12 protein-coding genes are annotated in these 13521 nt (G+C 39.4%); 10 read left to right on the forward strand and 2 right to left on the reverse strand.

Features of this window, described 5'->3' with window-relative positions; all coding sequences use genetic code 11:
* The first annotated feature begins 857 nt into the window (after positions 1–857).
* A complete protein-coding gene (locus DN064_RS01065; RefSeq protein WP_115460758.1) occupies positions 858–1301 on the forward strand; it encodes an energy transducer TonB in 444 nt (147 codons plus the stop codon).
* A 217-nt stretch (positions 1302–1518) separates the two neighbouring features.
* Complete coding sequence (locus tag DN064_RS01070; protein ID WP_115460759.1) at positions 1519–2040, forward strand: OmpH family outer membrane protein; 522 nt, start codon at positions 1519–1521, stop codon at positions 2038–2040.
* Here DN064_RS01070 and DN064_RS01075 read toward each other — a convergent pair.
* Entirely contained in the window at positions 2037–3179 is a 1143-nt protein-coding gene (locus DN064_RS01075) for a DNA polymerase III subunit (protein ID WP_115460760.1), read from the reverse strand. The two genes, DN064_RS01070 and DN064_RS01075, sit on opposite strands and share 4 nt — an antisense overlap.
* Before the next feature lie 62 nt (positions 3180–3241).
* Here DN064_RS01075 and DN064_RS01080 point away from each other — a divergent pair, with 62 nt between their 5' ends.
* Genes DN064_RS01080 through DN064_RS01090 form a run of 3 tightly spaced genes read left to right on the forward strand, consistent with a single transcriptional unit; the run spans position 3242 to position 7015 of the window.
* Positions 3242–4429, forward strand: a complete 1188-nt coding sequence (locus DN064_RS01080) for a phosphoglycerate kinase (protein WP_115460761.1) — start codon at positions 3242–3244, stop codon at positions 4427–4429.
* Between the two features lie 28 nt (positions 4430–4457).
* Positions 4458–6020, forward strand: a complete 1563-nt coding sequence (locus tag DN064_RS01085; protein WP_115460762.1) for a lytic transglycosylase domain-containing protein — start codon at positions 4458–4460, stop codon at positions 6018–6020.
* An 11-nt stretch (positions 6021–6031) separates the two neighbouring features.
* Complete coding sequence (locus DN064_RS01090; protein WP_115460763.1) at positions 6032–7015, forward strand: DUF4837 family protein; 984 nt, start codon at positions 6032–6034, stop codon at positions 7013–7015.
* Positions 7016–7058: 43 nt separating this feature from the next.
* Here DN064_RS01090 and DN064_RS01095 read toward each other — a convergent pair whose 3' ends face one another.
* Positions 7059–7238 carry a twin-arginine translocase TatA/TatE family subunit gene (locus DN064_RS01095; protein ID WP_115460764.1) on the reverse strand — a complete coding sequence of 60 codons (180 nt, stop codon included), beginning with the start codon at positions 7236–7238 and terminating at the stop codon, positions 7059–7061.
* A 111-nt stretch (positions 7239–7349) separates the two neighbouring features.
* On the opposite strand from DN064_RS01095, the gene DN064_RS01100 reads away from it, so the two are divergent.
* Genes DN064_RS01100 through rfbB form a run of 5 tightly spaced genes read left to right on the forward strand, consistent with a single transcriptional unit; the run spans position 7350 to position 13519 of the window.
* Positions 7350–8213, forward strand: a complete 864-nt coding sequence (locus DN064_RS01100) for a M23 family metallopeptidase (RefSeq protein WP_115460765.1) — start codon at positions 7350–7352, stop codon at positions 8211–8213.
* Between the two features lie 7 nt (positions 8214–8220).
* Positions 8221–9723: a GH3 auxin-responsive promoter family protein gene (locus DN064_RS01105; protein ID WP_115461348.1), complete on the forward strand. Its 1503-nt coding sequence runs from the start codon at positions 8221–8223 to the stop codon at positions 9721–9723.
* 25 nt (positions 9724–9748) lie between these two features.
* On the forward strand, positions 9749–11425 hold the full coding sequence (locus DN064_RS01110) for a DUF6909 family protein (RefSeq protein ID WP_115460766.1): 1677 nt from the start codon (positions 9749–9751) through the stop codon (positions 11423–11425).
* Positions 11425–12480 carry a GumC domain-containing protein gene (locus DN064_RS01115; protein WP_115460767.1) on the forward strand — a complete coding sequence of 352 codons (1056 nt, stop codon included), beginning with the start codon at positions 11425–11427 and terminating at the stop codon, positions 12478–12480. The genes DN064_RS01110 and DN064_RS01115 overlap by 1 nt, the downstream gene beginning before the upstream one ends.
* The gene (rfbB, locus tag DN064_RS01120; protein ID WP_115461349.1) at positions 12470–13519 is read left to right on the forward strand and encodes a dTDP-glucose 4,6-dehydratase; all 1050 of its coding nucleotides are present in this window, start codon (positions 12470–12472) and stop codon (positions 13517–13519) included. Before DN064_RS01115 ends, rfbB begins: the two co-directional genes overlap by 11 nt.
* The last annotated feature ends 2 nt before the right edge of the window (positions 13520–13521 follow it).

A 13521-nucleotide genomic window follows, 5' to 3' on the forward strand; every position in this document is an offset into this window, starting at 1 on the left:
CCCTAAAAATCGACGTGAAAAAATAAATGGATTCATTAAAGCTGATATTAAAATTATTCCTGCCCCCGTTTTTGTCAGTTTCAATTCTATATTTTACAGAATCAAATTTATATGCCTATCCGTTAGTTTTCAGTCTAACGTTAAGCCTATCAAATTACCAGTCATTCAGGAGTGATCTACCTAAAGGTATCCTTTTGAGTCTAGTTTATTGCTATGCAGCGTTTTTAATCGGAATTCTAGTATCAAGTGGATTCTACAGACTTTTCGAACTACTTGGAATTCCGAATGACATAAAAATTGGGAATTGGTTTTATACCGACTTGTCTCTTTGCTTAGGAGCATTTATAACTGCACCTGTATTAACAATGTTTCTATTAAAATCATTGTTTAAAGAGACAACATCCCGCTTTACAAATTGGATTATCTCAGTTACGATTTTCGTATTTGTATCAATAAGTTTTATTCATTCAGAGCAAGATGTAAAAAACTATTTCAACATTATAAACCTGTGGCAATTGGTTATAATGTTCGGACTACAATTGATCATCAATCAAAACGCCATACTGGAAAAACTGGGCGCAAAAAAAAGCCAGCTCACAACACCACCTATAATGCATAGCTACTCTTCAGGTAGTTGGAGATTATTTCCTACATTTAATTTTAAATAAATGCATGAACGTTGCGAACTTGCAGCGCGCTCCACTACCGGCTAGAAAACCAAAGCAGACCGGAGTGGCGCTTAGCCACGCTGTCACTCGCGACATATCATAGCCAAACCGTTACACGCCGTATGCATGAAGGCAGGGCTAAACCATTAGCTGCGATAATCCATGTGTGAAACATTTCAATGAAGCGAAATGAAATTTATTCAACTTATTGCCATAATAGGATTGGTATTGGGACTCAACGAAAATACATTGTCTGAAGTGGGACGATCAAAGGTTCGCACGAACATTACTATGCGAGTTGGTGACGGCTGCTTTGACGAAACACATTTACATATCCAACCTGACAATAACCCACAAATAGTAAATCTACAGGAACTTGAAAAATTAATAACAATTAATGAGACTGATTTTGATTTATATGATCGCGATGATTTTGTAATCACCTATTCTTATATCGTCCATGCTGACCAACAGGGCAACGTAGAGTCAATAGATCTATCAGCTGCCTCCAATTTGTGGTCAAAAGATCACGTTGAAAGTGCCGCAAGACAGCTTAAATTTCAAGTGGCACTAAAGGACGGGAAGCCTATAGATTGTGTATATTTTGTATGGTTCAATTTCAGACGTGAATGATAATAACTTTATTAACACAACCTAAGGCACCATCTCAGCTGATCCTAGAGAGATACTAGTGTGAAAAAATAAAAACGGATGTAACAGTGCGTAGCGCAATCTGCTAGGCAGAGGAATCATATAACACTCTTTTTGACAAACCTATATTAAAAGTACTGTTTAAATTTCTCTAAGACCTAGGTATAGCTATCTTTGGCCCCTTAGCAAATCCATTAGTATGAAACAGTTCCTAAGTCTTTTAGTTCTTTTACTCGTTGTAACCGCCTGTCAGAATCAGGAAAAACTCGGGTATATTGATAGATCTGTCGTCATTAATGGCTACGAGAAAAAGGTTAACATCGAGCAGCGATTTGAGGTTATGAATCAGGATTTTATCAAACGTCGTGATAGTCTTATCCAGGCCTATGAGCTGGAACGCACCCAGGCCAGTGTACGTGCTCAGTCCATGACTCCACAACAGGTACAGCAACTCAGTCAGCAGTTTCAGCAAAAGGAAGCCTTTATTGGGCAGCAAATTCAGGCAGAACAGCAGCAACTGCAGCAGGCCTTTGATGCCGAGATTGATTCAGTGATCATGGAAGTGAAGGAGTACGTCACTACCTATGGGAAGGCCAACAACTACACCTTTATTTTTGGTACTAGTGATGCTACCAATACCGTCATGTTTAGTTCTGAGAGCAACGATATTTCTCAGACCATTCTGTATCAGCTTAACAGCGATTATAAAAAGACAAATTAGGCAACACTCTTGCGGTGCAGTAGGCGTGTGAGCTTTATGGACAAATCAGTCAAGATGATCTTTGAGTTGCCATTGCGCTCAATGTGATACACGGCTTTTTCCAACTCATCCGTTATTTCCATGATGTTGGAATTGTGCACAAAGGGCGCAAACTTTTCCAATTTAAAATTTTCAACCTGAGGCTCCATATACACCAGCTCGGTGGCCTTGTAGTTGAGTAGTAAGGCCTGCCTAAAATAGCTTAAACAAAAGAGTAGGAACTGCTTCTGTGTTTCTCTACCAGTCTTAGCAATTTCCTCACTCCAGGTAATCAGATCATGAATGGCCGACTTATTTCCTTTTGCCTTAAAGGCTGAGCGTACCCATATGACAAACCACTTTTCAAATTGCAAGTCCTCGCTGTCGCGATAGACCAGGTCACAGGCTTTATTATAGTTGCCTTCAGACTGGTGAGCAATCTTTTGCGCCACATTAGAGTCCACATCGTAATCGCGTACAAGGCCCTCTACAATATCATTTTCACTTAAAGGCGGAAAATGGATGATCTGGCAGCGCGATCTTATGGTGTCGATGAGTTGTTCTTCATCTTCGGCAACTAATACAAATAAGGTTTGTGAGGGAGGTTCCTCAATAAGCTTGAGTAATTTGTTAGCGCACTCATTGTTCATTTTCTCAGGCATCCAGATGATCATCACTTTGTAACCTCCTTCAAACGATTTTAAGGCTAGAGACTTTACAATCTCATGGGCCTCATTAACGCTAATTAAGCCCTGCTTGTTTTCCACACCTAACAGTTTGTACCAGTCAAACAGGTTGCCGTATGGTTGTGTTTTTAAGAGTTCGCGCCATTCAGTTAGGTAATGGTTGGAGACCGGGTGTTTACTCACCTTTGATGTGGTGGTGACGGGGAATGCAAAGTGCATGTCCGGGTGCGTAAAATTCTCCATCATCAGTTGATGAGATTCTGTACTACGCGCCGAGGCTTTTAGCAGATAAGACGCATAAGCCAAAGCCATTGGTAGCGTCCCAGAACCTTCAGGACCAACAAATAATTGCGCATGAGCAATACGTCCCGTATCCACCCCTTTTTTAAGGTAGGATTTGATGTGTTCGTGCCCCAAAACTTCGGAAAACTCCATGTAGCAAATCTAGCATTTTTTAGCGTCCTAATAACTATATTTGTAGCCTTAAACACCGTATCATGAAGACTATAGATAATTTTGATTTTAATAATAAACGTGCCCTAATACGAGTCGACTTTAATGTACCTTTAAATAACAATTTAGAGGTGACGGATACCACTCGAATTGTAGCGGCCAAACCAACCATTATAAAGATCCTTGAGGATGGTGGTTCTTGTGTGTTAATGACGCACCTTGGACGTCCAAAAGGACCAGAAGATAAATTCTCTTTAAAACATATTGTTGATACGGTACAGGATATTATTGGTGTCAATGTCAAATTTGTAAACGACTGTGTTGGTTCTGAGGTAGAGGCAGCGGCCAATGATTTAAAGTCTGGTGAAATTTTATTACTTGAGAACTTAAGATTTCACCCAGAGGAAAAAGCTGGAGACCCTGGTTTTGCTGAAGCCTTATCCAAGTTGGGCGACATTTATGTGAATGATGCCTTTGGAACGGCCCACCGTGCTCATGCTTCTACAGCTGTTGTGGCGGATCATTTTCCAGAAAATAAGTGCTTTGGTTACTTATTAGCTCAGGAGATTGTGAGCATTAAAAAAGTATTGGAAACTGGAGAGAAACCTGTTTTGGCAGTATTAGGAGGAGCTAAGGTCTCTTCTAAAATCACCATTATCGAAAACATTTTAGATAAGGTAGACCACCTGATCATCGGAGGGGGTATGACCTTTACCTTCATTAAAGCTCAAGGCGGGAGCATCGGAGATTCTATTTGTGAAGATGATAAAATGGATTTGGCCCTTGATATTTTAAAACAAGCAAAACAAAAAGGAGTACAGGTACACTTACCAACCGATGTTATTGCGGCAGATGCCTTTGATAATAATGCCAATACTCAGGTCTGCGACGTCACTGCTATTCCGGATGGTTGGCAAGGTCTGGATGCTGGTCCTAATTCTGTAAAGCGATTTGGTGAAGTGGTTAATGAAAGCAAAACCATTTTATGGAATGGTCCGTTAGGCGTTTTTGAAATGGAAAGCTTTGCTAAAGGAACCATTGCTTTAGGCGATGCTATAGCTGAAGCTACAGCTAATGGTGCATTTTCACTTGTTGGCGGTGGTGATTCTGTGGCAGCCGTGAAACAATTTGGTTTTGAAAAGGCCGTTAGTTATGTGAGTACCGGTGGTGGTGCCATGTTAGAAAGCCTGGAAGGAAAAGTGCTTCCTGGAATTGCGGCTATCAACAAATAGCCACTTTTATTGACTTAGATATAGTTGTATGCGAAAAATATGGCCCCTTATTTTTCTATTTGTCGTAGCCTCTGGTAATAGCCAGGTGGTACAGGACTCTATTGTGGTAAAGGAATCCCCCAAAGATTCGGTTATCGATGGTAAATTATTGAACAGCCCTAAAATTGAACCCGCTGTATCCGATTCTATTCCCGGTGCTACGTTTGAAGATTTGGAGCAAGCAGCGGAATATGAACGCAAGTGGCTAGAGGAACTATACGAGAACAGTCTTTATGATACTATTTACAAGTCTATTGAAGATCTGGATTATGAAGAAGTGGACTTTCCGGAATTACCAACCGATACCTTAAAAGCACGCTTGGCTAAGTTAGATGCTAAAACACCTTTCAATATTGCTTACAACCCTGGCCTGGAAAGTGTTATTAAAAATTACCTAAAGAATCGTCCTAAAACCATGCAGCGATTGATGGGCTTAAGCCATATGTACTTTCCCATGTTTGAGGAGGCGTTGGACCAGTACGATATACCATTAGAAGTTAAGTATCTGGCCATTGTAGAGTCGGCATTAAACCCAAGAGCACGGTCGCGTGTTGGCGCCACAGGCCTATGGCAGTTTATGTTTACTACCGGAAAGATGTACGGACTGGATGTGAGCAGTTATGTGGATGAGCGTAGAGACCCTATTAAATCTACCGAAGCAGCAGCTAAATATTTAGCAAAACTCTATCAGATTTTTGGGGATTGGGACCTGGCTTTAGCGGCCTACAATTCAGGACCAGGCAATGTTAACAAAGCAATTAGAAGGTCTGGTGGTTATGAGAACTACTGGAATATTAGGCCCTTTTTACCACGTGAAACAGCAGGCTATGTGCCAGCGTTTTTAGCAACCTTATACATTTTTGAATATGCCGAAGAACACGGTTTTGGTCCGCAAAAACCCATGTTTCATCATATGGAGACGGACACCATCCGCGTGAAACAGATGATAACCTTAGATCAGGTATCTGAAGTTACAGGGGTTAATGTAGAACAGCTACAATTTTTAAACCCGTCATACAAACTGGATATCATTCCGGTAATTGAAGGTGAGAATTACTATCTTAGACTACCGCGTTATGCGGCGGGCATTTTTGTGGCTAACGAAGAGAAGATTTATGCCTTTGCCAAAGCGGAGTTTGACAAACGCGAAAAGCCACTGCCACAATACTTTGATAATGATACGAAGGTGCGCTACCGTGTACGCTCGGGGGATTATTTGGGTAGGATCGCCCGTAAATATGGGGTTAGGGTAAGCCAGATCAAGCAATGGAACGGGCTACGGAGTAACAACATTCGGGTAGGACAGCGTTTGACCATTTACCCGAGAAATGCAGCAAATGTCAATATCTCTGGGAGCAAATCTCAAACGAAAGCCGCGCCTAAAAAACCGGTGAATACAAAGGGTAAAAAAACCTACACGGTTCAAGAGGGAGATTCCCTTTGGACCATTGCTCAGAAGTTTGAAGGGGTTTCGGTTGACAACCTAAAAGAATGGAATAACATTACCAGTAACCGCCTTAAGATTGGAATGGTTCTTGTGGTGTCCCAATAAATTTTAAAATCATGCAACAGAAGTACATTCTTTACTTTCTATTATGTTTTCTAATTGTTTCCTGTTCTGATAAGGACAAAAAGAAGGAACGTTATTTAACAGAATCCTCAGGTAATATAAACAGTATATCTCTGGTATCAGATAACCTGGTATGGGAAGGTAAAGTTGGTGAAAAGGTGCGCGATATTTTTGCAGCTCCTTTAGTTGGCCTTCCGCAGGAAGAACCCATTTTTAGTATTAGACAAATTCCAGAGCAAGTCTTTGATGGCTTTGCTACCAAGAACCGCTTGATCTTAAAGTTGGAAAAAGTGGATACAACGGCTGTCGTCATTCTTAAGGATGTGTACGCCAGACCGCAAACAGTGGTGGTCATAAAAGGTCAGTCCGAGGATGAATTAATTTCATTACTAGAGTCCAACACCAATAAGATTGTTGCGGCGTTTAATAAAGAAGAGGTGCGCGAGAAGCTAAGAAGAATCAATAAGTCGCTTCTAAAAGATGAGCCTATGGAAACGGCCCTAAAGTTTCAGATAGACATTCCATCGGCTTACAGGATTGCGCTTAACGATGAGAATTTTTTCTGGGTAAGAAAGAGTCTCACCAATACCATGACCATGGATTTTATGTTTTATGAGGTTCCTTTAAGTACTATTCGCAATGGAGATAGTGCTATTGTGGATATTGTAAGATTAAGAGATTCGATTTCTAAGTATAAGATCCCAGGGGAAGATGGTATTGTTATGTCTACGGAAGATGCCTATGTTCCGGCACTCTTTGAAACCAGTATTGATGGCTATATGGCATATGAAACCCGCGGGATGTGGGAGATAAAAGGTGAGTACATGGCAGGACCCTTTATTAATTATGCCATCCGAGATGAAGCTAACGACCGCTACATCATTGCAGAGGGCTATGTTTATGCTCCCTCTTTAAATAAGCGAGAATACATTTTTGAACAGGAGGCCATTATTAAATCCATGAAAATAAAGCCATAAAAAAACCCCGCAGTAGCGGGGTTTTATGTATCAATACGTTTGATTATTCTTCGATTTTTTTGGAATCGTCGTCTTTGCTGGCATCCTTAAACTCTTTGATACCACTTCCAAGACCGCGCATTAATTCCGGGATTTTTTTACCCCCAAACAACAAGATAATGGCTAAACCAATAATTACCCATTGCCAGGGCCCCACAACTAAGAAATAACTTAATAAACTCATATCATTTTCTTTACAGGGCAAAGTTAATAATTAAACTTTAATAACCGCTTATTTGATCAAGAATACCCTTCTAGAGACGGGCATTTCTCGTATTTTGACTAATTTTAAGGCGTGAAAGCAAAGGATAAAAAAGAACGGAAGTTAGCAGATCGATTACTCAACAAGTATCGTTTGGTTATTCTTAATGAAGACACCTTTGAGGAACGCTTTGCAATTAAGTTGTCTCGGTTAAACGTTTTTATTCTGTTTTCACTCTCATCTATTACTCTGGTTTTTTTTACCACACTGCTTATTGCTTTTACTCCACTGCGTGAGTACATTCCGGGATATTCGTCTTCGGCTTTAAAGAAAAAAGCAACAATATTGACTTATAAAACGGATTCCATACAAAGAGAGCTTGAATTAAACGAGCGTTATTTAGCATCAATAAGGAGCGTATTAACTGGTGAAATTGAAGAGGTGGATTTTAACCGTGATTCAATAATTAATGCCGCTGCTCAGGATGTTGAGCTTGTTGGCCCTAGTAGATCGGACTCTATTTTAAGAGAAAAAGTTAGAAAGGAGGATAAATACAACCTGTTTGCCAACCCGGAGGAGCCTACACGTTTTGTCTTGTTTCCGCCTGTAAAAGGAACCATCTCAGACGCCTATAATTTTGAGAATAATCACTTTGCCACTGATGTTGCGGTAACCTTAAATACCCCTATAAAAGCTGTGGCAGATGGTACGGTTATCTTTAGTGAATGGACTGTTGAAACAGGATATGTGATTATTTTGGCACACGAAGCTGACCTGTTATCCGTTTACAAGCATAACGGATCTTTAACTAAAAGCCAGGGCGATATAGTAAAATCAGGGGAGGTCATAGCGTTATCCGGTAATTCGGGAGAATATACCACCGGGCCTCACTTACATTTCGAACTTTGGAATAAGGGATACCCACTGAATCCAGAAAATTTTATTGATTTTCAATAGACAATTTATGCCTTCAATAAAAGCTTTACTAGCCAAACCAGTTGCAAAGCTTGTTAAACGATCCATCGATCGATGGGCCTCCAATCCAATTGGAACTCAGAATAAAGTGTTCAAGGAGCTAATAAATTCTGCCAAGACAACTAGTTTTGGGAAAGATCATGACTTTTCTGAAATCAGCACTCATGAAGATTTTGTAGCCAGGGTTCCTGTTCGAGATTATGAAGCGTTGCGATCTTATGTGGACCGAATGGTAGATGGTGAACCAGATGTTCTCTGGCCGGGTAGACCCTTGTACTATGCTAAAACATCTGGCACAACATCTGGGTCTAAATACATTCCAATTACAAAAGAAAGTATGCCAACTCATATAAGTGCTGCTAGAAATGCCATTCTCATGTACATCGCGGAAACAGGCAATTCTCAATTTGTTGATGGTAAAATGATTTTTCTTCAGGGCAGCCCCGTTATGGGCAAAACTAATGACGTTAACACAGGAAGATTGTCGGGGATCGTGGCACATTATGTGCCTAAATACCTTCAGAGAAACAGGTTGCCTAGTTATGAGACCAACTGTATTGAAGACTGGGATACTAAAGTTGATGCAGTAGTGGAGGAGACTATAAATGAGAATATGACCATTATTTCCGGAATTCCACCATGGGTTCTTGGTTATTTTGAAAAACTGAAGCAACTTTCGGGGAAGTCCATTGGAGATCTGTTTAAAAATTTTAATCTCTTTATTTATGGGGGTGTTAATTACCAGCCCTATAAAGCAAAATTCGACGAGCTCATTGGGAGATCGGTCGATAGTATTGAACTGTATCCGGCCAGTGAAGGGTTTTTTGCATTTCAGGACAAACAAAATGACCGTGGAATGTTGCTATTATTAGACTCTGGCATCTTTTACGAGTTTATAAAGGTCGATGCGTTTTTTAATGAGAATCCGAGTCGAATTACCCTTTCTGAAGTTGAAGTTGGAGTAAATTATGTAATGATTATTTCAACCTCAGCTGGCTTATGGGCTTACAATGTTGGAGATACTATCGCTTTCACGTCTACAAGTCCCTATAAGGTGATTGTGACTGGGCGAATCAAACATTTTATCTCGGCGTTTGGAGAGCATGTTATAGGCAAGGAGGTTGAAAAAGCTATGGAAGAGGCTATAAACCTTCATGGTGGAGTGGTTAATGAATTTACGGTTGCACCACAAGTAAATCCAGAAACGGGACTTCCTTATCATGAGTGGTTTGTGGAATTTGATAAGCTACCGGTCGATTTATCAAGATTTAATGAGACACTTGATAAATCCTTGCAGGAACAAAATTCTTATTATAAGGATTTAATAGTTGGTCAGATATTAAAACCATTAGTTATTACAAAAGTTCGAGTTAATGGTTTTGAACAGTATATGGACTCCAGGGGTAAATTAGGAGGTCAAAATAAAACACCCAGATTGGCTAACGATCGAAAGATAGTTGATGAGATGATTGGTCAGAACTTAGTCTTTTAATGGTATATTTACCGGTTAAAATAAGATGAGGATACAACGCACACATGAAAGAACACGAGCACAGGAAAGTTCCAGTGCTATTGAGCGCATGTATATTACTATGCGGCATCTTTTTAACCGTGGCTTTTACAAACCAATGGGAGTTTCAGGAGAGACCTTGAGGCAAGCACTATTACTTCTAAGCCCTGAGATTTATGGTTCCATTGGCGAGGACAAGGCAGAATTAGAAGGATTAATCTACGTCATGGATCGTTTGCCAGCAGGAATAGAGGAGTGTACCTATATAAATTTAACCAGTGATGAAGGGTATTCATCTTCGCATTTAAAACCCATTATCCCTGCTAAAAGAAGGCGTAACTGCTATCGGATCGATGAAGCGCAAATGAACATTGAGATCACCCGAGGGCGTTCAGAGATTTATGATATTCTTACCCACTTAACCTTCCTGTTTGTTGAATCTCATAAAATCAGCCAACGGGTCTTAATAGATGATGAAGGAAAGACTACCAGAGATTGGATTAAGATTGAAGAAGCGGTTAACAGTTCCAAAAAGTTAACATTAAAGGAGCGGGAGATCACCGCCACTCATTTGGCTACGGTTATTGGTAGAACCTATGAGGAGGTTATGCAGGTTTATTCAGATTTTAGCACCCCGTCACAACCCGATCGATTTCTTCACGTGATTTATTGGATTGGAAAGTTGGCTATTCAAGAGGCTATTGGTAAGGAGAAGCGAACCATTTCTTTTAGCCAAGTGTTGCGCGAGCGTCTGGGGCAGCATTTACATGGAGAGATCTGGGCTAATGACATCAAGGCTACACTTGATAAATCTGGTCTTCTATCAAGACCCATTCATATTATTAGCGCAAACATGCATAGTGTGATGAACACCTTTTTTGCAAAAAAGGCACTCAAGACTGATGCTGATCAATTAGATGATGTAGACTTATTCCAAATGCTCAGTAAATCTGAGAATGAGAAAAAACGACAGAAGGTAGAAACCTATGGCATCAAGAATGGTATGACTGTTTTAAAGGATGCCTCAGGAACCAACATAAATGTTCAAATTTTTGATCTTGCTAAAGTGCGTCCACAGGAGGAATGGTCATCATTAGAAGACATACCAGTAATTGTTGTGATGGATTATGCTTTTGGCGAACAGGCTTATGAAACTATGGATGAGCTTTTAAAGCCCTACAAAAAGAAGAACAACCAGGTGCATCTAGATGTGAGGTCGGTTTCATTAATGGGTAAGGCAGGTATATTGCATGGAGGAAAGGGGGATATTATGGTGCCTTCAGCCCATGTTTTTGAGGGGACCGCAGACAATTACCCCTTTGAAAATGAACTGAGTCGCGAAGATTTATTAGATTGTGGTGTGGCCGTATATGAAGGAGCTATGGTAACTGTGTTGGGAACCTCTTTACAGAACAAGGAAATATTGAAATTTTTTAGAGATTCTACCTGGAATGTTGTGGGTCTTGAAATGGAAGGTGCACATTATCAAAAAGCTATTCAAGCTGCTTCCAAGGTTCGAGGAAATATTAGATCTGATGTTAAGGTAAGGTATGCCTATTATGCCAGCGATAACCCCTTAGAAACAGGAAGTACATTAGCATCTGGCGGACTTGGAGAATCTGGGGTAAGACCTACCTATTTGATTACAGAAAAAATTATAAACCAAATAATAAAAGACAACTAATGAGTGACAACAAACCATCAAATTCAGAAAATGAGGAAGTTGATTTAGGCCAATTGTTTAATGCTATTGGCAAACTTTTTGATAATTTTTTTCTCTTTTTAGGTAAGATTCTCAAAGGCTTATTTGAGGTTGTTATCTACGCTTTGAAACCTATTGTCAATAATTTTAAACTAATAACAATAGTTGTTTTAGCTTCTGCAATAATAGGTTATGTTTTTCAGAAACTTGAGACACCCACTTATGAGTCTGATATGTTAGTTCGACCATATTTCGAATCTAAATATCAATTAGCCAATAATGTCAATTACTTTAATGCCCTCATAAAAGAACGGAATATTGCAGAATTAAGTGCCATATTTGAAATTGATTCTGTTGAAGCCATGAATTTAATAGGCTTTGAAATGGCTATTGGACCAGAAACCGCCAATGATCTACTAGTTGAATATGATCGATATATCAAGTCAATTGATAGTGCTCTAGCTTCGGGTGTAACCTATGATGATTTCATTGATAATCGAGATATTCTTAATGCAAATATATTCTCCATAACAGCCCGGGCGACGGTTAACGATGTATTTGTAGGATTAGAGAAGGGGTTCGCAAAGACATTTGAAAATGAGTATTCAAAACGACTAAAAGAAAAAAGGGATGACACAATTAACCTTCGTAAAGTCTCACTCGAAAAACAGTTAGAGGAAATTAAAAATCTTCAAGATGTTTACGTAAAGGTAATCGAAAAAGAGTCTGAAAAACCTGAGGTGAGCATTGGCACAGAAGGAATGTTTCCATTGCAACAAACTAAACGTGAAACCAAAGAATTTGATTTATTACAAAACGAACTTCAGATAAGACGCACTATTAATAAACTAGATGAACAGTTGGTTAAGACGGACAGCTATTTCGATATTTTAGCTGGTTTTGAGGAGGTTGGAGCAAGAAGTTCTAATATTAGAACCAACAAGACGTTTGTTTATCCAGCTATTGTATTTGCGATTTTAGTTTTTTCATTCGTATTTGTTAAATGCTTTGTATTTATTAAAAACTATGGTGAATAAAAAAGTGCTTATTACAGGGGGTTGCGGCTTTATTGGATCACACGTTGTAAGACTATTTGTTAATAAGTACCCCCAGTACAATATATTTAATCTGGATGCGTTAACATATTCAGGAAATCTTGAAAACCTAGTTGATATCGAGAACGCATCTAACTATACATTCTTGAAGAATGATATAAATGATGCAGATTCTATAAATCATCTTTTTAAATCTTATAAATTTGATTCGGTTATTCATTTGGCAGCCGAATCTCATGTAGACCGATCTATTTCTGATCCACTGCAATTTGCAAAAACCAATATTCTGGGCACCATTAATCTTTTGGATTCTTTTAAGAAGCACGCACAGGGCGAAAACCGTTTATTTTATCACATAAGCACTGATGAGGTGTATGGAACACTTGGTGAAACGGGTTTGTTTAATGAAACCACATCGTATGACCCACATTCTCCTTATTCTGCTTCTAAGGCTAGTTCAGACCATTTTGTCCGCGCCTACGGAGACACCTATGGACTTCCCATAGTCATCTCAAATTGCTCTAATAATTATGGTCCCAACCAGTTTCCAGAAAAATTAATACCCCTGTTTATTAATAATATCATTAATAGAAAATCTTTGCCTGTATATGGCGATGGCAATTACACTAGAGATTGGCTTTATGTAGTGGACCATGCTAAAGCTATTGATCTAATTTTTCATAAAGCAGATAGAGGCCAGACCTATAATATAGGTGGTTTTAATGAATGGAAAAATATTGACTTGGTAAATCTTCTTTGTGATCTTATGGACGAGAGGTTGGGTCGAGAAAAAGGAGAGTCAAGAGCACTAATCACCTATGTAAAGGATCGGCCGGGTCATGATTTGAGGTACGCTATTGATGCATCTAAAATTAATAAAGACCTTAACTGGACACCGTCCTTGCAGTTTGAAGAAGGACTGGGTAAAACAATTGACTGGTATTTAAATAATGCAGATTGGCTTGACAATATTACGAGTGGTGAGTACCAAACATATTATTCGAAACAATACGAAAATTAACA

Origin of the sequence: Winogradskyella aurantiaca, from assembly GCF_003362725.1 — a bacterium.
Classification (GTDB): Bacteria; Bacteroidota; Bacteroidia; order Flavobacteriales; family Flavobacteriaceae; genus Winogradskyella_A; species Winogradskyella_A aurantiaca.